This window comes from Micromonospora sp. URMC 105 (assembly GCF_051386295.1).
Lineage (GTDB): Bacteria > Actinomycetota > Actinomycetes > Mycobacteriales > Micromonosporaceae > Micromonospora.
The window spans coordinates 41,572-59,887 of record NZ_JBPQTL010000016.1 but is presented as its reverse complement, the minus strand read 5'-3'; the positions used below and the strand labels follow the sequence as shown (position 1 = coordinate 59,887).

Here is an 18,316-nt window from a genome sequence, read left to right as displayed (position 1 = left end):
CGGTCCTGTCGGCCGTTTCAGGTGGTGCGCAGCCGCAGGTAGCGGCGGTGGCGGGTGTCGTCGCCGCCCATCGGGGTCGGCGGAGAGACGAAGACGAGTCGGCCGCTGGCGGAGGCGACCTGGACCATGGCCGTGATCTCGTGCGGCTGGGCCACGATCCACAGCTCGACGAACTGCGCGGCCCGCTGGTTGTTCGCCTTGGCGTAGGTGCGCTCCCGGGTGGTCATGCCGCCAACCCCAGGTCGAGACGTGAGGCGTCGGGGGCCGATAAGCGGGTGGGGCGGCGGGTCCAGGTGGCGTAGTCGGCGATGCCGGCGATCTGCGCGTCGGTGAGGTAGGCGACCTTGATGCGTTGGGGGGTGCCGCCTTCGGCGATGAGGTAGGCCGCGCCCTGGTTGGTGGGCTGGATGTCGGTGGCGGAGTAGCCCTGCTCGGCCCACCCATGACCGAGGACGATGTTGGAGCTGTTGGGTGTGGTGCAGCGGAACGCGGCGCGGTAGCCGAACAGGTCCCGCAGGCTGGTGGGGATGATGTCGAACGACGGCCGCTGCGTGGCGGCCACCACGGGAATGCCGGCGGCACGCCCGCGTGCGACCAGGTCGCGCAGGAGCGCGACGAACTCTTCCTGCTCCTGCTTGCTGCCAACCGTCGCGGAGTAGAAGGCGATCTCGTCGACCAGAACGGTGATGACTGACAGCCCGTCGAGGGCGGTGAGCTTGCGGCGCCCGTGGGCGCGCAGCCAGGCGTAGCGGTTGTTCATCACGACCTGGAGCCGTCGCAGGACGGTCAGGGCTTCGGTGATGTCGGGGCCGATGAACGCGTCGGCCACGTCTTCCCACTGGCCGAGTTCGACGAGCTTGCCGTCGAGCAGCACGAGGCGGGAGCCGATGGAGAGGGCGGCGTGGGCGGCGATGCAGTTCAGGAGGCCGCTTTTGCCTCCGCCGGGTTCGCCGCCGGCGAGGAGGTTGCGGTAGGCGAGGGTGATGTAGACGGGCTGACCGAACTCGTCGATGCCGATGAAGATGGGGTCGAACATCGACAGGCCAGGCCCCACCGGAACTCCAGACGTTGGGGCGGGTGCCGTGTTGGTCATGGGTGCCCTCCTTGGGCGATGGTGGGCGCGGAGAGCCGCACGAACGAGCCCGCAGGGCTCTCCGCGTCCGGGTTGGGTTGGGGTCAGATCCAGTCGGAGACGTCGTCGGCGTCGATCGACGAGGAGGCCGCCGCGGGCTTGGTGCCGTTGGCGGTGGTGGCCGGCTTCTTCTGCATTGGCAGGGTGATGACGCCTGCGTCGACGTCGGGCAGGTCCAGAGCCGTCGGGATCACCGGCGAAGGCCGGTCGACGCTCGGGGTGTCGGGGTTGATGACGTCGACCAGCGGGGAGCCCACCGTCGCGGTAAGAACTTCCCGGCGTTTGATGTCGAACCGCAGGTAGGCGGCGTTGCCGTCCGAGGCCCGCTCGATGAGGGCGGTGGCGGCGTGGCAGGCGACCGCAATGCGGTCGAGACGGCCTTCCAGGTCGGCCATCGAAAGACCGGGCCGGAGGTAGACCCAGACCCGCTCACCGACCGGAGTCGGACGGGCCCACAGGATCAGCGGGAGGCTGCCGGACTGGTTGGCGATGATGAACTGCGCGAAACACACGCGCAGCCGGTGGCGCACCACGAGGCACCAAGTCCAGGCCACCACGGCGCGGCGGGTGACCGGCAGGGCAGCCGGGACGCCGACGACCAGGGCGACCACGAGCAGGGTCACCAGGGTCGAGGTGTGGTTGGCCAGCTGCACCCAGAAGGTGAGCACCGCGACCGTGAGCACGATCTCGATGGACCACCACCACAGCAGCCGCAGCACCGACCAGACCCGCACCAGGACCCAGGCGAGCCCGCCGGACGGGACACCGATGGCCGCGCCCAGGAACAGGGCAAGGATGGGGTGCATGGAGGAAGCGGCCACCACGGCCGCCAGCAGGCTGACGATGACCGCCGTGAGAATGAACGCCAGCCGGGCGTTGCGGGCCGAGGAACGGTGGACCTTGGCCTCGATGACCGTCACCGTTCCGGTGTTCCGCCCGAAGGGGCGGCGGGGGCTAGACTTGGACACGACGAGTCCTCCCAATCGCGAGTTGGGTTGGATGAGTGGAGGGCACGGGGTCGGCAGGTTTGGACGCCAGTACCGACCCCGCGCCAGCTCATTTCGGGGTGTGACCACCGGTCGTGGTCACCAGGCCAGGAACGTTGGACGCCAGAGCCGTCCCCGGACTGCATGTGTTCGGTTGAGCGGTGCAGCGGACCTCAGCCGCTACGGGTTGCCACGGACACCAGTGGCAGACACAGCACGGTGAACGAGAACTACTTCGCCGCCGAGTTACCAGCCTTCGGCTTCAGCGAGATGGCACGGAACGCGACGCCGTTGCGCCCGTTGGTCGCCCACGGAATGGCCTCCAACTGCTCGACAGCGACGAGCTGTCCCACCGTCACGCCCGGCTTCTCACCCGCCGTGGTGATGGTGATGATCTCGCCGCCAGTCTCGTCGAGAACGAAGACCTGGGTGGACCACATGAGCCGGCCAGTGTTCTTCTCCGACCGCTGATTGCCGTTCTGGTCGTTCTTCGGCTCCGGGTCCTTCGTCACCTGGACCTGCTTACTCTGGGTGTCCACGTACAGCTTCACGAGCTACCTCCTGTGTCTAGGCGCATCCCCTGATGGATGACTACCTCGCCTTGAAAGTACCAACTCAGTTGGTACTACGCCAGACTCTAACCGGAGTTCTTCCGGCGTATCGCTGACACCCAAAACGATCGCCCTCACTGCGCTAGAACAACAGGTGTCACTGCGGTGACAGGACTAAGTCCCCTCGCCATGTCCCCTCGATCGGGGCGATACTGGCCCTATGGCTGACGTAGCTGCTGACCTCGACCGACCCGTCTGGGCAACCAGGCTGAGGGCCGAGCGCACCGCACGGGGGTGGTCGCAGGGGGAAGCCGTGCGCGCTATGCGGGCACACGCCGCCGAGCAGCTTCCGGCCGACAGCACCATGCTCCGGAACTGGAAGCGATGGGAGGCAGGGGGCTCGGAGCCTGACGCGTTCTACAAGGCACTCATCGCCAAGACGTTCGGAACCGTCACCGCCGCGTTCTTCCCGCCGACGGCACCACATGAAGCTGACGCGGAACTAATCGCGGGAACCGGCATGGAGACGGTGGAGATCCTTGCCCGCCTCCGTAGCTCCGACGTATCGAACGCCACTCTTGAAGCGCTACGGATAACCGCTGATCGGCTGTGCTGCGAGTACCCCTACATGGCGCCGGAGCAGCTACGGGTGGAGGGCCGCGCGTGGCTGCGCCGGATTACTGCACTGAGGGACCGCCGACTAACCCTCGCTCAGCACCAAGAGGTGTTAACCCTGGCAGGCTGGGTCGCGTTGCTCGTTGGCTGCGTGGAGTACGACATGGGCCTCCGTCACGTTGCCGAAGGCACCCGCAAGGCGGCGTTGACACTCGGCGAGGAAGCCGGCAATGCCGCCATCTCAGGCTGGGCCTACGAGATGAGAGCCTGGTACGCGCTGACACAAGGCGACTACCGAGGCGTCATCGCGGCCACTGAGGCAGGCGAGGCGGTTTCCGCCCATGACGGGGCGGCCGTGCAGCTGGCCGCGCAGCGCGCCAAAGCATGGGCGCGACTCGGCGACAGGCGGCAGGTAGAGACTGCGCTGGACAAGGGCCGCACGTTGCTTGAATCCTTGCCGTATCCCGAGGACACCGACCACCACTTCGTAGTTGACCCGGCGAAGTTCGACTTCTACGCCATGGACTGCTACCGCATCGCAGGCGAAGACCGCCTCGCAGAGATGTATGCCCGTGAGGTAATCCGTTCGTCGACGGACCCGGACGGGACCGACCGAAAGCCGATGCGCCAAGCGGAAGCCCGGATAACGCTGGGCGTGGCAGCGGCCAGAGCAGGCGACCTAGAGAGGGCGGTCTTCTACGGGCGACAGGCGCTAGAGGGAGATCGCAAATCCCTACCCTCGCTGCTGATGGTCTCGAAGGAACTGGCGACGCTGCTGCGGGAGCGGTACCCGAACGAGCCGGAGGCCACCTCGTACCTTGATGAGGTGCGAGCCTTCAGCGCGAGCTGACCCCCTCGTCGTCTCAGTCCCCGCCTGCTCGGCTCGGACGACCGCCGACGCCTGGTCGTGGGCGACCTTCATGCCAGGACACGACGCGGCTCGGGCGCCACATGTGAGTGCGACCCACCGTGGCATCCGGCTCTGGCATCTGACCCCGCTTCCGGTAGTTCGTCACCGTCGCGACCTTCACGCCGAGGTACGCAGCTACGTCGGAGGTCGTCCACCACTCCGCAGTCGTGTCAGGGCCAGCTTCCACGGCCTCATTGTGGCACCAACGGCCGCATGACGGTCACGGCCGACGACGGGCACTGGCTGGGAAACCCACCGGAGGCATATGTTGCCTTCTATGGGACCAGGGGAGGCACCAGTCCTGCCGGGGCGCCGGGCGGCGGCAGGCAAACCGTTGGTGCGGTCGCCGCGCCACTGGCCGTTGGTGGTTCTCTCGCTCGTAGCGATGCTGTGTACCGGGATCGTGGCAGTGCCCGTGTCATGGGCTGTCCTGCGGCAGGCGGAAGCAGAGCGAGGTGAGGTGACACCGGAGGCGGCCGTGAACGTGTACGTGCTCCAGATGAGCAGCGGCGAGGAAATCGGCCTGTCGCGGGTGCTCGCTGGCAGGCGTCATGACGAGCTGCTGCGGCAGTGGCGTGAGTACCGCGGCGAGATGGAACGCGGCAATGTTCCGTCAAAGCTTGAAGTGGTCGGACCGATCGACGTCGAGGACCAGGCCGACGACCGTGCGACGGTGACCGCCCAGGTCCATGCGGTCTGGTGGAACGGACAGATCAACTTGAGCGGCACAGCCCACCCGTGGCGGTTCGAGACTCGGCGCGACGCCGGCGGCTGGCGGGTGTGGGCAGCCGAGCTGCCGCCATGGTGCGGTGTGCACGTCCGGGCAGACGCCTGCCGTTGACCGCTGTCGGGCGCGACCGGTGTCCGGCTAGTGAGTCCGCCTATCGGTTTACCTATGTAATCAGCGTCGAAATCGATACGAATCGGTCAGGGGCGTTAACTTGCAACATTGCGGCACCCGAGCCAACGCTCCGGCCCGACGCCGTCATCGACGACGCGAGGGAAGAGAATAGCGCTCGGATAGCGGTCCCGGGGTTGGTTTGCACACGAGACAGGAAGGCGTACTCGCGTCGGGTTGCAATAGTTTGAAGTACCTCGGGGTCTGCATCGCCCATTCCGAACGCCGCCATATTTGGTCGGGATCGAAAACCCTCATCCTGAAGTGCGCCGAGATGGATCATCCAGTCCCGGTCGACGGGTGCGCCGTCCGTGATGAAGAGCACCAAAGGGCGTAGCACAGTGTGCTGCTCGTGCTTCAGCGTTGCGACGTCTTCTTCAATTTTCTGCTTAAGCAGTTTGAAGACTGCGGAGTAGTTGGTATCGCCGTGAGCTACCAGCGTAGGCAAGTGGTCAACCCTCCGCACATCGGACAGTGGAAGCTCGATTCGGGCATCATGGGAGAAGGAAATGACGCAAAGTCGCAGCCTGGATGCGGCGATGGAGTCAGTCGAGATCTCTGACACCACGCGCTCGATCGCGTTGTTCAGCTCACCCATCAGCCAATGCATCGAGGAGGAAACATCAAGAGTCAGATAAACTGGGAGAACGGCGTAGCTCATGACTGCGACTCCGACGCTTGTAGTGTCCACAGGGCGAACATCTAGACCACATCGATCGCTAGGCGAAAGCCCTCAGGCTTCGAAATCGCTAGCTGTTGTTCCTGCGGCCGCATTTCTTGAAGATATTGAACCAGCCGAGCAACTTGCTCAGGGTGTTCGACCTCGGTTTGCTCAGGGTGTTCGACCTCGGTTAGATTCACTGCATTGCGATGAGTGGGTTCTACGCAGTTTGGCCGGACGAGCTCCTGGTCAGGTAGTCGCGCTCCTGCAATGAGAACAGGAATGGCGCTGACAGCGGAATTGAGGGCTACCTGCAAGGCCGCATCGTACGGGATCGAACTGCGATGACCCATAGGCTGTTCGTCGGACCGCTCGTTGATGCGAAGCCACAACGGGGAGATGATGACGAGAATCGAATCGCAATTCCTCGCTACGTCTACAGCGTGCCGTACGATATTAGCGCCGGGCTCGTCGGTGTGGATTGATGTAATGATGGTCCAGTTGGGTAACGACGGACTCAGCATGCCCCGAATCTTATCCGCCTCAGCTTGATCCTCCCCGCCGCAATGAAGGATAAGTAGCCGGCGATGCACGGCTCTAGTTGATTCCATGTGACTTCTACTATCTGCCTGCAACGCGGGCCAGGGCTGGGCCGCGGGCGAAGTCAAGGTTGCCGGATCACCGTCCGTCGCCCTGCCAATTGGAACGTCATCCAGACTGATTCTCTTGATAACCGTTTGGCCATTACCCAGGCCAACCATCGCAGACAAGGATCCATTGGTGTACTGGGCAGGAGGAACAGATCCGCGGAAGTACAGCTGCTTCGAAGATCCACTCGGAAGCCGAGCAGGCAGGTCCGTTACGCAGGAGCCTAGCCAATTTGACCAACTGCCCTCGATGTCGACATCACCTCGGCCCGAGTTGGTGACCCGAATTTCAAGCCAGAGTTCATCGCCAGATTGCTTGAACTTGTGTTCAGTAACGGATACTCGAGGGCCTGACGAACGGTGGGCCGCATAGTTAATTAGGAGAGCGAGAGCGCTCACAATCAGTGCTAGCCCGGCAATGGTTACGGCTACCCACGCTGGGTTCACGGCACCTCCCGAATTAGCCCAGATCCATCGACAGGGTAGCCGCCGTTGCATCCATAAGCGAGAGGTTAGCCCCTCTGCGATTGGTCCAGCTCGGCGCTACTCGACGTAACGGGTTCGTTGAGCCGCGGCAGGCACGATCGGGCAAAGGCGCGCAGGCACGGGCGACGCGGCAGCTAGAATATTGACAGACATGCATGCCGCAATGCGCGCCCGTGTCGTGGGACGGTGAGGGCCTCCGCGACGCCCTGTGAGGATCATGTCGGGCAGCGTGGGACGCGAGCGTCGAGCCTGTCGTTACAGGGCAGGTTGGCTGCCGGGCAACTGCCGGCGTGTGATCCGACAACTAAGCACCAAAGGCCAGCGACCGCGGATCGCTACCTCAGTTTCTTAGACCACCCGTCGCACATCATCTGGCAGAGCTACGTCACACATCATGTGTTGGCCCAGCGAGACACCGCCGCTGCGGTCGACGGTGCGTTCGACCTCGACGGCGTCGCCGTCCTCGACCGGAGGCAAGGGTGCGGGGGCGGTCGTTTCGCTGGCGCTACACACCGGGCCACGCCGGAGCCCGAGGACGGGCACGACGTTGCTTGCCCGGTACGGGCATGATTCCCCAGTGTGACGAACCGTCTGAGCGTTTCTCTGATGGCTGCCGGCGGGCTGGGCCTGCTCAGCGTCGCGCTGGTTCGAGTTCCCGGGTCGTGGTGGCGTGTCCTGTTCTCCGGGTGGCCGGTGCTGCTGCCGTTGGCGGCGAGCCTGGCGGTGCTGCTCCTGGGCGTGCTGCTGTGGCGCCGAACCACCCAGGACCATGAGCCCTCGGCTGCGCCGACAGCGCCAGACCGGCATGTGCGGCCCCTACGGTCGTGGGTGATCCCGATCGGGGTGGTCCTGGTAGCAGCGGTCACCTGGACCGCGGTGGTCTGGCTGCAAGACAGCGTGTCGATGGTCGGCGACGGGGTGCAGCGGGCGCAGCTGCGGGTGGAGAGCATCCGCACCGGCCTGACTATCGGCGCCGCCGTGACCGGCGCCTTCGCCCTGCTACTGGCCTTCCGCCGACAGCAGTTGGCCGAGCGCACCCAACAGGCCACCGAGTACGACGCCGGCGAGAAACGCGTTACCGAGTTGTACGTCAAAGCCGCCGACCAGCTCGGCTCGGACAAGGCCCCCGTCCGCCTTGCCGGCCTGTACGCCCTGGAACGCCTCGCGCAGGACAACCCCGTCCACCGGCAGAGCATCGTCGAGGTGATCTGCGCCTACCTGCGCATGCCCTATACCCCAGCCGACCCTGGCACAGGTCGCCCGCATGCAGGAGAAACCTCAACGTCACGTGACAACGAGCCAGCGGACACCACCGACACTGGCGAGCCCGACAAGCCCGCCAGGGACTCCCGCGAGGAACGTCAGGTTCGCCTCGCCGCCCAACGTATTCTCGCCCGACACCTGCGACCTGATACTCAGGGCGGGGACGGCAACCCCATGTACTGGGGCCCAAAGATCGTCTTAGACCTCAGCGAAGCGACGCTCATCCACCCCGATTTCACCGGATGCCGTCTCCACAACGCCACCTTCACCAAAGCAATCTTCAGCGGTGCCGCCGGGTTCGTCGAAGTGTGGTTCAGCGGTGCCGCCAGGTTCGAGGAGGCGACGTTCAGCGGCGACGCCACCTTTACCAAAGCAATCTTCAGCGGTGCCGCCGCATTCGGCGGGGTGACGTTCAACGGCGCCGCCAGGTTTGGCGGGGTGACGTTCAGCCGTGGCGCCGCGTTCGACGGGGTGACGTTCAGCGGTGCCGCCAGGTTTGAGGAGGCGACGTTCAGCGGTGCCGCCAGGTTCGAGGAGGCGACGTTCAGCCGTGCCGCCGGGTTCGTCGGGGTGACGTTCAGCCGTGGCGCCGCGTTCGACGGGGTGACGTTCAGCCGTGGCGCCGCGTTCGACGGGGCGACGTTCGGCCATGGCGCCGTCGGATTTGCCAGACTGACGTCCAGCGGCGGCGGCGAGTTCGCCGGGAGGTTCAGCCGTGGCGACGCCGTATTTACCGGCGTGACGTTCAGCGGCGGCGCCGCGTTCGTCGGGGTGACGTTCAACGGCGCCGCCGGATTTGCCGGAGTGGCGTTCAGCGGCGACGCCGGGTTCGGCGGGGTGACGTTCAACGGTGCCGCCAGGTTCGACGGGGCGACGTTCAGCGACATCCCGTGGTTCGACGAGGTGACGTTTCGCGGCAGCAGATCGTTCGAAGGGGCGATGCTCAACGGGACGAGGTACGAGGGCCCACCAGTTGCCGAACAACCATGAACAACCATGGGTGTGATCTGACAACTGATGTGCGACGGAGGACAGGCCGACTGCCGGCGAGGTTGTTCAAAGTTTCTGTACGTCTTCAAGGCGGCCCTTGACGGGCCGCACGCGCCGCCGCCTGGGCGCGCGCCGGCCGCTGCCGCTGTCGCTCTGCGGCCGTCACGCCTGATGCCCGGCGGCTGGCGCGGACAGCGGGAAGCCCGGTGGGCCGCCGCAGAACGACAGACCGTTGGACTGGTGACGTGTTAGCCGGCAGCCGGCCGGGCCGCGCGGCCACGAGCCCGCGCGGCGCGAGGGAGCGAACGCCGGCCGCATGGGCGAGTTGACGGTGGTCGCGGGGTTGCGGTTAGGGCGCCTCCGGCGGGGGCGCTCCGGCTCCAGGATGGCCGGGGCTCCGCCGGCGGGTCGCGGTTCGTGGGTGGTTGCGGTAGGCCATCCCGCCTGACATCGACCCGGGCGAGCCGAGCAGACCACCGCCCGACCCGCCAGCGTCCGGGCGAGCCGTCAAGGTCCGCTTGACGTGGCGGGCCGGGCGGCGGCCCGCTCCCCGGGAGGGCGGGTCGACGGCATACGGGATGGCGACACCGTTGTCGGGGCGCCATGACAGCGCTCGCTTCCGGTACCGTCGGCAACTCAGCGGGCACCCCGGGAGCAGAGGAGCTTGAGTGCAACCGTCGGTGGAGCGGGTGAAGCAGGCTGCGGACGCTTTGGCCGCTATCAAACTAGGTCGTGACGCTGGAAGCGTGATTCGTTGGCTTGCTGCCAAGTGGGCAGGAGCGCGCGTCAACGAAGACCCCGCCGAACTTACGACCACGACGGCGGTCCAGTTTTGTGATGCATTCTTTGCGGTGCCGGGAAGCGAGCCCTATCGGTGGTACGACCCCTTTCAGGCCACTTGGAACGCCACGGCCGGTAACGGAGGGTGGCCCATCGGCACCGTCTGGACGCAGCTCAACCGGCCGAGCGCCAAGCTAGCGGCACTCTTAAACATGGATCTAGGAAAGAATGCCAAAGGCGAGAAAACGCTTTTTGTTGAACCAAGGCGAAGGACGTACCTAACCGCACTACAAAAGCTGGTTCCGCACAACAAGCGGATCCCGCCACTGGAGATGGCGATATGGCGATACCGCTTTGGTGCTCCAAGCGGAGTAGAGAACGGAGAGGACCTCGTCGCCGCCCTGGCCGACGAACTTCATCTTTCGGAGAATGAGCGTTCGTTGGTATTCGACGAACTGCCGCTTCTCATTGACGATGACCCAGAGTTGGGAGAGGACTGGCCCCCCGCAGCGCTCAGCGAACTCATCCCGGCTCCCAAAATTCCCCCGCCGATAGCAGTGCCAGCGTTGGAGCCACCGCGCGACGAGCCCGAATCGGAGGAAGACGACTACCGGCACCTTGACTCCTATGCTGCTCTCCCCCTAGAGAGTGCCGATGTCGACGCCCTCATTGGTCGTGTCGAAGCTGCGGTACAAGCCCGCGGTCTATTGCTGCCTGACCCCTACCTCGTTGAACAGTGCGTGCTTGCCCTGCTCACTGGACACCTCGTCCTACAGGGGCCACCGGGCACCGGCAAGACCACGCTCGCCCGTGCCCTCGCCGAGGCTTTCGATTGCACCAGTGAGTTGCAGACTGCCACGGCAGACTGGAGCACGTACGACGTGATTGGCGGCCTCCAACCTGGCGTAGGGGACGGAGATCAAGAGATCCTGCGTCCCTGGCTGGGACACGTACCCCGTGCTGCGCTACGTTGCGCTCGGACGGTGCGGGCTCACGAGCAGGACTCAGCGGACGAGCCAAACCAAGCACATTGGCTAATCATTGACGAGTTCAGCCGAGCACAGATCGACAAGGCCATCGGTGGCCTGTATACGGTGCTGGGCGGCAGCGGCGAGCAGTCGCTGGAACTCTGGTTCGAAAGCGATCCGGGACGAAAGGTCGTCACATTTCCTCGCAGGTTCCGAATCATCGCAACAATGAACGACGTTGACGCTTCCTTCGTCTACGACTTCTCACAGGGCCTGAGCCGCCGTTTCCAGTTCGTATACGTGGGCGTTCCTCATCAAGAGGACCTCGGTCCCGAAGTCGACGCCGCGCTGGGCCACGCGGCGACTTGGATGGCCGCCGAGTACCCAGAGCAGGCAGGTACCCGAGACGACATGGCACTCCTGGGAGACTGGCGGGCTAACAGTCACATGCAAAGTGTTCTCGGGCTGCTGCAGAACGTGATTGCTCGTGTCCGTTACCCCTCTGCCGGCGCGAGGGGCGGAGGTTGGCCACTGGGCACCGCTCAGGTCGCTGACGTACTACGCCGGATCGTCCTTCGGGTCAACGCCGCCGCAGACCTAATGCAGGTGCTCGACTCTGCGTTAGCCGACCGGGTCGTCCCGCAGATGAGTGGCGCCAAGCCTGTCGTCCTGCAAGGCCTGATCGATTGGCTTCACGCCGAGCATTCGGTTGACTTGCCACGCACCATTCGAGCTGCGGAACACCTGCGCGACACCTCGGCTACGGCATGACGGGAGCCCCACCCACAGAGACGCTCGTAGAGGAAGCACGGGACGACGAGGACGGGGAAGGCTCGGAGGACCTGGGGAGCGGCTACTTCACGGACCGCAGCCGTTTTGCAGCCCTCTCCGCAGCCCTCCCATTTGTGGCGACCTACTTCGTCCGCAGTGACCATCTGCGGCTCCAACCGGCTGCGGTTGTCGGCACTCACCCAGTCAACGTGCCGGGCCAACCACGACAAGCAGTTGACCCCGTACTAGCGGCTCTCCGGCTCCGCGCCGCTCTCGTTAGTGGGCGACAGCTAACTGAGGTTCTCGGAGTCGTGCTCCGGAATGCCAACTTCCGGTATGAGCAGGTCCGTGACGTACACGTGGGCCACCTGCACGGCCGGCTAGACGTTCCCCGTTACTTACAGCAACGGGGGCGTCGCAGCTTGCCTCGCCACTACCCCGTGGTCGACCTGCAGCGCAGCAGGGTGACGCCGGAGAATGTCCTGGCAGCATTTGCACTGCACTGGCTGGTGGCCGAGCTCGATGTATGCCTACTCCTCCTCGACCAGACCACTGATACCCCCGAGGGACGCACAGCTGCGCAGACCCGCGCTGATCTGGTGAGGCTGGGCACTCACCCCACGTTCCGTGCAGCCGCTGTCGAGGCCGCTAGAGCGGCTCAGCGGGAAACGGTTGGCGAGCTGCTCGACAGGGTGGAAGCGCGATTGCGTGCTGGACACGTCACCCGTGCCGGAGGCTACGAGCAGCTGGTCGGCTGGGTTCATAGGGCTATGAGCGGTGAACCCGAGGTAGCCGAGGGAGACCTCGCCGCCGCGTTCTACGGGCCTGGGTTTGATGACAAGCTGTTTGAGCTCTGGAGCCTGTCTCAGCTTGCGGCCGCGATCAGTCGACTGCTTGGCCCGCCTCGGTACGCCGCCCCCCACTTGCTCCAGCGTGACACCCGGGCGCCGCTGTTCATCTGGGACGCAGGTGCGGATGCTGTTGAACTGTTCTTCCAGCCCGCCCTCGCTGACCTTGCAGAAGCTCCTAACCGTTGGTGCTACCAGCCCGAGGGACGACAGCTCCGGGCCTTCCCTGACCTGGGCATCCGGTGCAGGCACATCGACAGCACCTCCGAGGTGGTACTGGTCGACGCGAAGCTGCGCCGGCGTACCTCCCGTGGGCAGGAGCTGTACAAGCTGCTGGGCTACTTTGCGAATGCAGGGCGGCCCGTACGGCTCGGTGGCCTGATCTTCCATGAGCCCACTGGCTTCCGGGGGTCGGACGGCAACCACAACCGCCTGCAGCGAGGCGCCAGGGGTGAGTCGGGAACGATCGACGTTGTCGCCGTCGAGCCAGCCGATACTGCTGGCAGCGCACAAGCTTTCGACGTTCTCGCACGACTCGTCGTTACGGCCACTGGTGTACCGGCGGACCAGGTGGAGTTCCTCACCGGCGATGCCGACGAGGAAGCCGACAGGGACGAACAGACGGGCACCCGTGCACAGGCCCTGGCCGTCGCCCAAATCCAGACCCTCGCGGGCCAATTCCCACCGCAGGTACTCGAAGCGACGGCTGCACACCTGCGGACCCTGCTCGAAGATGCTTGGCCGCAGCTCGGCGAGGAAGTGCAACGGATGGTGACAACCGCAGTTCACTTCGGCGTCACCGCTCCCGACGGCGCAGACCTGGCCGGCCCGGTGCTCGGCTTGTGCGCCCCGATCGAGCGACTGCTTCGAGAGCGGCTAGCAGTGCCAGCTCTGATGGGAGTGCGCGAGCAACCCGGCTGTAACGCCGAGCGTTGGACGCTTGGCACGCTACTGTTAAGGCTTCGGGAAGCCATCGGCGGAGGCAGTGGCATTGCGGCTCGCCAGCTTCGCCACCACCTGAATGGCGAAGGGCTAGATCTTCCAAGTCTTGCAATTCTCGTCGCAGAGCTTGACCAGCTACGCGCCCGGTACCGCAACAGAGCTGCACACCAAGGGCTTATGGAGAGGCCCCAGTGGAACGACGTATATCGGCTTGTGCTGCGATCCGACAATGCTCTGCTGCCTCGCCTGGTGTCATTTCTCCCGGCCGCTTCAAGTTAGCCGATCTCAGGCGCGATGGGATTTAGGTCAACCCCGATCGCGTCTCGCCCAGTCTGCAAAGCAACCTGCAGGGTCGTACCGGTTCCCATGAATGGATCGAGAACTACGCCGCGGGTTCGTCCTTCGTGTCCACAGTCAGTCCAACCAGTCGTGACCTTCTTGGCGAAGGTGAACTCTCGAAAATAGCCGCCGAGCGCGTCCTTTGCTTCCTTCGCAAGGGTCTGGACTGACTTGGAATTGCGGCCAGTGCCGGTTTGAAAAGAAAGCGCCTTGCCGGCATCTGAGACTCCGGTAGCCTGGATCGCTGCGATGTGCGCTTCTGTGAGGCCCTTCTCAACCGCGAGTTGCATCGCTCGCTTAGCTTGAGGTCGACGGGGGTCAAGCTGTGCAGTCCTTGCGACGATCCGCTCGGACGGGACGCCACAAGTCGTGCAGACGGCCGGCGGACAGGCTATGACGATGGCTCGACGCGCCAGCTCTCTCGGGTAGGGAGCAAGGTGAGCACCCATGTTCCTATCAAGCCCCATTGTCCAGACATCACCGGGGTTCGCGCCATTGCCGTATTCAATGGAGTAACCAAAGAGGTCGTAATAGTAGTTCGGGCGCGGGCTCAGGTGAATAATATACTCGTGGCGATTCGCTAACCGATTCTTGGCAGGCTCAGGCATTCCTTTTTCTTTTGCCCAAATAATACGGTTCCTGATTAGCCAACCGGCGTCCATCGCCGCCGCCTCGATGCGACCCGGGATGCCCATGAGTGAACGTTTGTGATACGTGTCGCCGACGTTGAGGAACACCGAGCCAGTTGGCCGCAAGAGTCGCCGCCACTCCTCAAGGCAATCCATAATTGCGGAGACAAATCCCTGAGGAGTGTCCTCCAGGCCGATCTGGTTGGCGTGACCATAGTCCCGCTTTTTCCAGTACGGCGGCGAGGTGACAACCAGGTCGACACTTGCGTCGGGCAGGTCGATCTTGCGAGCGTCACCAACGATCACTCGCTGGGTGGGCGCCGGTAAGCCAGAAGTGTCAGGTTCCGGAACCTCGGCCGCATCGTCCGCGGGGGCCTGGTCGAGATCCACAACACGGGGAGTTCGATCGGCAAATAGTGGCAGCACCTGAGGCTCGAGTCGTGGGGGCTCAACGTCAGCAGTCATCGCCGCAAGTCTCCCAGGCTGCACCGACGTTCCCGGCACCGGTGACCCCAAGCCTCATCGGGCTCCCCTCGAGCTACATCGTTCCTGCCTCGTTAATGTATCATTTGCTCATCAAGAACTCGACGGTCGAACCAAGACGTCAGCTCGCCAGCCGCCTACGAGCAATGCGGCTGGCGCGATTCTTGACGCAGGACGACCTGTCCGAACGCTCCGGGCTCGGCCGAGCCACGATTGCAAGGATCGAGGCCGGCGTCACCGCCCCGAGGATGAGAACGATCCGGGCCCTCGCCCGGGCTCTAGACGTTACTCCCAGCGAGTTGGTTCCTGACCCAGAGTCACTGTGGCAGGAAGGCCGCTAGCCGCAGACCGCGTGACGTACCTCCCTGCCTGGTTAGCGTTCCCGGTTTGCCGGGTCACAGACGAGCGAGGCTCGCGGGAGGGTGACCTAAGTCGAGGAGCCAGCACCCAGGCGCCCACCCTACTCCTGGTTGCCCGGCATCTAGCCGAGGAACCCCGCAGCTGCACATGGCCTGCCTAACCGGACCCTGCAACCTCTGCCCGAAGTACCTTGGAAGTCGAGAGCGACGCTGACAGGAACTGTGGACGGCAGCACACTGGCGAGCGCCGGCACGGACAAGCTCCGAACGCCCAGCCGTTGCCGACGCGTGGGGACGCAACGCACAGAGCATTGGTCATGTGCGCCGTCGGACCGGTTGGACGGATGGTCGCAGACCTCGCAGGAATGCTGCCGTTCAACTCTCAGTTGCGATCCTGTTCCAGCGCCCGCTCTTGAATGTCAGAGGCGCAACCGAGAATCCTGAGCAGATGAGCTCGTGCCACCTGTTCCAAGATGCCGGCCACCTCGTTCACCTTCTGGGTGTCATATCCTCTCGTGCCGTGCGAGAGATCGTTTCTAATCAACCGCAGCGCTCCCGGCACTCCCTGGGGCCTTCTGGCGTCATCAGCCAACAGCTTCACGAGTGATGTTTCCGCGAGCCTCGGCATAACATCGATGGGCAAGGCCTTGAATAGTCGGGAGAGAGCAGTGTCAAGGCTTTCCGGCGGTCGCTTAGAGAGATAGTTCTTTAGGAACTTCTGCGCATCCTTGTATAGAGAATGTTGCACCGCGGCTAGCACAGCTCCGCGCTGTGCAACATGCCGCTTCTCCCGTTCCACAAAATCTTCCCTCGTTTCGTATCCGTACATACCTTCGAGGGCTTGTATTAGGAGCAGAAATCGAGCACGGGGATGCTGGTCGGCACCGACGATCGACGAGCCGTAGGTTTCCAGCAGGGGATGGTGGACGTCCCCCAAGCTCTGCCACCGGTTGAGAAGGTGCAACAGCGACAACCTGTCACCTGCCGTTGTGAAGACCTTCTTCACCTTAATCAGGTCATTCCGCCGCGAGGCAAAAGGTGCTTGGTGAAGGCCAAACCCATACACTTGGACAAGACGTTCGCGAAGCGCTTCCGGTCCAGGTGATGCCATGGACAAGAAGGTGGTACGTTCTTGACGGCCTGTTGCAAGCGAGGTTAACCGCCGGAGCGGTTCTAGCCACCGCTCGATAAATTGATCGAACGATATCGGCTGCTGCAACTTGATCACTACTACAGGACTGAAAGACATCCTGTGAAAATAGGGATCCAGAAGAGAGAAGGAGCCATCGAACTCCAGCCGAACCTCGGCGTTCTCGTCAGCCCACTCCTGTGCGCTCCTTGGCTCCCCGTCGATCCTCCAGGACTGCGCCAGATAAGGCTCGCCCTCAGGGCGAGGACTCGGCATTGATGGTCTAAGAGGGCCGATGCCCGCAATAGCATCAAGGCCGCTGATCTGCACCTTAGCTACATCGAAGAGGATGTCTAACTGGTCCTCGATGCAAGGCCCAACGAGAGCCGCTCTGGCGTCTATCAAGGCCCGATCTGGCGCCCAGACCCACAACGTTGAGTCGATCAGCACAACATCCTGGCCATTCAGCATTCTCCCTCGCAAGTACGGAATCTCCGTCACTTGCGGGAATCCCGCAGAATGCTGACCATCAGCAAGATCCCAAGCTACTGGCACATCACCGTACGCGCCAGCACGGGGAGGCCGGTTGGCCTTTAGCTCAACATCGCCGTCAACCTCCACGAGACTTCCATCTGCTCGTGGGATACGCCATTTGCACCGGTATTCATCGGGATCCACCCTAAGGCGGAGGGGCACACCGTCAGTCATGCACAATGCATAGCAGACGCCCGCCTTGCGCCGCGCGGGCTGTTGCTGCGGTGTCGCATCGACACGTCTGAAGCGGCCCCTCATGCTGCGGCATCCGCAGTTCTGCGCAGGGGGTGCAAGCGTACCTGCGCCTGCCCGAGCTGAGACGATCGGCCGCCCGCTGGACGGGTTCAGGGTTCGAGTCCCTGGCGGTGCACTCCTGCTTGTCGACGAGGCTTGGCACCAGCTGGCAGCAGCCGATAGCTCGCCCAACCCGGATCAGTTCGGGGCATCCCAATACATCACGATCGTTCGACGTACCCCGGCGTCCAGCATGGCCTGGGCTCGATGCTGGCCATTGACGTAGCCGCGCGCGCTTTCAAACGGCTGAATTGCGTCTGCGTGCGACACGAGCGTGCCCAGGGCCTCGCGTTCCCACAGCGTCAACGTGGGATCTGCCGCAGCCTCTCGGTCGACGTAGTCGGCGATGTCGCGAGCGGGGACTTGTTCGGCGCGGGCGCGCTGAACAAGCCGGACGGCCATGAGGCTGACGGTGTGCCAGTCTCCGCCGTGGTACCAGCAGCAGCCTCTGCCGGAGCGTTGTGGCAGAAGCTGCCTCATGACTCGACGCCACCATGGAGTAGTGGTAGGCATGCACTGCGGCGCCCGAAAGGGTCTAGGTCGAGGAAGCCGGGCCACCCAGTAGGTCTCGTATCGTGGCTGGTCCTCCGGCTCCGGCTCGGGCGGGATATAGCCCGTGCCGCGGGTACGGTCAACGGACTGCCCTACGAGCATGTCGATGACGTCATCTGTGATGAAGTGCCACTCCGGGTCGGACAGCCGCCGCTGCTGCAAATCGGCCGCGAAGGTGACGTAGGCGACGTGCGGCGGGTGGGAGTCTGTCAGTGATCGCTGGATCCAGATCGGCGGAGTCGTGCTCTCAGGGAAGAACTGCCGCCAGATCTCGGTTGCGCAGGCCTCTGCGACGTTGGTGAGCGATGGGTACTCGTCGAGCGTCTGGGTGCCCACCACGACAGGTCGCTGCCTATCTGCGGTGAACAGCTGAAGCCGGAGGACCGTGCTGACACTGCCGTCTGCGGTCTGGAGCCGGTACATGTGCTCGTCGACGACTTGCTTGCGAGGGGCGGCGTGCTTCAGCACGAGCCGTGATCCGTCAGGGGGCATGACGGTCATGATGCAACTGCCGGGTGACGAAACCCAAAAGACGGCGGGCAGATCAGC

General features: G+C 64.1%; 16 protein-coding genes. 5 read left to right on the top strand and 11 right to left on the bottom strand.

From position 1 onward, the window contains the following. Window positions 1–17: 17 nt before the first annotated feature. From ACSNN7_RS08360 to ACSNN7_RS08345, 4 genes are all read right to left on the bottom strand, one after another. Window positions 18–227, bottom strand: coding sequence for a hypothetical protein (locus ACSNN7_RS08360; protein ID WP_436680093.1), 210 nt, complete (start codon window positions 225–227; stop codon window positions 18–20). Beyond that, a complete protein-coding gene (locus tag ACSNN7_RS08355) occupies window positions 224–1,093 on the bottom strand; it encodes an FtsK/SpoIIIE domain-containing protein (protein WP_436680092.1) in 870 nt (289 codons plus the stop codon). The genes ACSNN7_RS08360 and ACSNN7_RS08355 overlap by 4 nt, the downstream gene beginning before the upstream one ends. A gap of 83 nt (window positions 1,094–1,176) precedes the next feature. Continuing rightward, window positions 1,177–2,100 carry a hypothetical protein gene (locus ACSNN7_RS08350; RefSeq protein ID WP_436680091.1) on the bottom strand — a complete coding sequence of 308 codons (924 nt, stop codon included), beginning with the start codon at window positions 2,098–2,100 and terminating at the stop codon, window positions 1,177–1,179. 248 nt (window positions 2,101–2,348) lie between these two features. Beyond that, the gene (locus ACSNN7_RS08345; RefSeq protein ID WP_089021118.1) at window positions 2,349–2,669 is read right to left on the bottom strand and encodes a hypothetical protein; all 321 of its coding nucleotides are present in this window, start codon (window positions 2,667–2,669) and stop codon (window positions 2,349–2,351) included. Window positions 2,670–2,889: 220 nt separating this feature from the next. Between ACSNN7_RS08345 and ACSNN7_RS08340 the strand changes: the two genes are divergently transcribed. Then, window positions 2,890–4,134: an XRE family transcriptional regulator gene (locus ACSNN7_RS08340; protein ID WP_436680090.1), complete on the top strand. Its 1,245-nt coding sequence runs from the start codon at window positions 2,890–2,892 to the stop codon at window positions 4,132–4,134. Between the two features lie 13 nt (window positions 4,135–4,147). On the opposite strand, the gene ACSNN7_RS08335 is transcribed toward ACSNN7_RS08340, so the two are convergent. Further along, window positions 4,148–4,381, bottom strand: a complete 234-nt coding sequence (locus ACSNN7_RS08335; RefSeq protein WP_436680089.1) for a helix-turn-helix transcriptional regulator — start codon at window positions 4,379–4,381, stop codon at window positions 4,148–4,150. 291 nt (window positions 4,382–4,672) lie between these two features. On the opposite strand from ACSNN7_RS08335, the gene ACSNN7_RS08330 reads away from it, so the two are divergent. Beyond that, window positions 4,673–5,035 carry a hypothetical protein gene (locus ACSNN7_RS08330; RefSeq protein ID WP_436680088.1) on the top strand — a complete coding sequence of 121 codons (363 nt, stop codon included), beginning with the start codon at window positions 4,673–4,675 and terminating at the stop codon, window positions 5,033–5,035. 52 nt (window positions 5,036–5,087) lie between these two features. On the opposite strand, the gene ACSNN7_RS08325 is transcribed toward ACSNN7_RS08330, so the two are convergent. Both ACSNN7_RS08325 and ACSNN7_RS08320 read right to left on the bottom strand, forming a co-directional pair. After that, window positions 5,088–5,753, bottom strand: coding sequence for a vWA domain-containing protein (locus ACSNN7_RS08325; protein WP_436680087.1), 666 nt, complete (start codon window positions 5,751–5,753; stop codon window positions 5,088–5,090). A 41-nt stretch (window positions 5,754–5,794) separates the two neighbouring features. Then, complete coding sequence (locus tag ACSNN7_RS08320; protein WP_436680086.1) at window positions 5,795–6,277, bottom strand: hypothetical protein; 483 nt, start codon at window positions 6,275–6,277, stop codon at window positions 5,795–5,797. Window positions 6,278–7,465: 1,188 nt separating this feature from the next. Between ACSNN7_RS08320 and ACSNN7_RS08315 the strand changes: the two genes are divergently transcribed. Continuing rightward, window positions 7,466–9,139 carry a pentapeptide repeat-containing protein gene (locus tag ACSNN7_RS08315; protein ID WP_436680085.1) on the top strand — a complete coding sequence of 558 codons (1,674 nt, stop codon included), beginning with the start codon at window positions 7,466–7,468 and terminating at the stop codon, window positions 9,137–9,139. Between the two features lie 689 nt (window positions 9,140–9,828). Then, on the top strand, window positions 9,829–11,658 hold the full coding sequence (locus tag ACSNN7_RS08310; RefSeq protein ID WP_436680084.1) for an AAA family ATPase: 1,830 nt from the start codon (window positions 9,829–9,831) through the stop codon (window positions 11,656–11,658). 530 nt (window positions 11,659–12,188) lie between these two features. On the opposite strand, the gene ACSNN7_RS08305 is transcribed toward ACSNN7_RS08310, so the two are convergent. Then, window positions 12,189–13,271 carry a hypothetical protein gene (locus ACSNN7_RS08305; protein ID WP_436680083.1) on the bottom strand — a complete coding sequence of 361 codons (1,083 nt, stop codon included), beginning with the start codon at window positions 13,269–13,271 and terminating at the stop codon, window positions 12,189–12,191. A 452-nt stretch (window positions 13,272–13,723) separates the two neighbouring features. Then, window positions 13,724–14,881: a DNA-methyltransferase gene (locus ACSNN7_RS08300; RefSeq protein WP_436680082.1), complete on the bottom strand. Its 1,158-nt coding sequence runs from the start codon at window positions 14,879–14,881 to the stop codon at window positions 13,724–13,726. A gap of 95 nt (window positions 14,882–14,976) precedes the next feature. Here ACSNN7_RS08300 and ACSNN7_RS08295 point away from each other — a divergent pair, with 95 nt between their 5' ends. Next, window positions 14,977–15,240 carry a helix-turn-helix domain-containing protein gene (locus ACSNN7_RS08295; RefSeq protein ID WP_436680081.1) on the top strand — a complete coding sequence of 88 codons (264 nt, stop codon included), beginning with the start codon at window positions 14,977–14,979 and terminating at the stop codon, window positions 15,238–15,240. A 400-nt stretch (window positions 15,241–15,640) separates the two neighbouring features. Here the strand turns inward: ACSNN7_RS08295 and ACSNN7_RS08290 are convergent, their stop codons facing one another. Together ACSNN7_RS08290 and ACSNN7_RS08285 are read right to left on the bottom strand one after the other, a co-directional pair. Beyond that, window positions 15,641–17,095, bottom strand: coding sequence for a hypothetical protein (locus ACSNN7_RS08290; protein WP_436680080.1), 1,455 nt, complete (start codon window positions 17,093–17,095; stop codon window positions 15,641–15,643). Between the two features lie 258 nt (window positions 17,096–17,353). Then, window positions 17,354–18,235, bottom strand: coding sequence for a hypothetical protein (locus ACSNN7_RS08285; RefSeq protein WP_436680079.1), 882 nt, complete (start codon window positions 18,233–18,235; stop codon window positions 17,354–17,356). Between the last annotated feature and the right edge of the window lie 81 nt (window positions 18,236–18,316).

Excerpts from the sequence above, each read along its gene's own strand:
- ACSNN7_RS08340 (WP_436680090.1), top strand. The coding sequence starts at position 2,890 with ATGGCTGACGTAGCTGCTGACCTCGACCGACCCGTCTGGGCAACCAGG.
- ACSNN7_RS08320 (WP_436680086.1), bottom strand. The coding sequence starts at position 6,277 with ATGCTGAGTCCGTCGTTACCCAACTGGACCATCATTACATCAATCCAC.
- ACSNN7_RS08355 (WP_436680092.1), bottom strand. The coding sequence starts at position 1,093 with ATGACCAACACGGCACCCGCCCCAACGTCTGGAGTTCCGGTGGGGCCT.
- ACSNN7_RS08325 (WP_436680087.1), bottom strand. The coding sequence starts at position 5,753 with ATGAGCTACGCCGTTCTCCCAGTTTATCTGACTCTTGATGTTTCCTCC.
- ACSNN7_RS08295 (WP_436680081.1), top strand. The coding sequence starts at position 14,977 with ATGTATCATTTGCTCATCAAGAACTCGACGGTCGAACCAAGACGTCAG.
- ACSNN7_RS08300 (WP_436680082.1), bottom strand. The coding sequence starts at position 14,881 with ATGACTGCTGACGTTGAGCCCCCACGACTCGAGCCTCAGGTGCTGCCA.
- ACSNN7_RS08360 (WP_436680093.1), bottom strand. The coding sequence starts at position 227 with ATGACCACCCGGGAGCGCACCTACGCCAAGGCGAACAACCAGCGGGCC.
- ACSNN7_RS08290 (WP_436680080.1), bottom strand. The coding sequence starts at position 17,095 with ATGACTGACGGTGTGCCCCTCCGCCTTAGGGTGGATCCCGATGAATAC.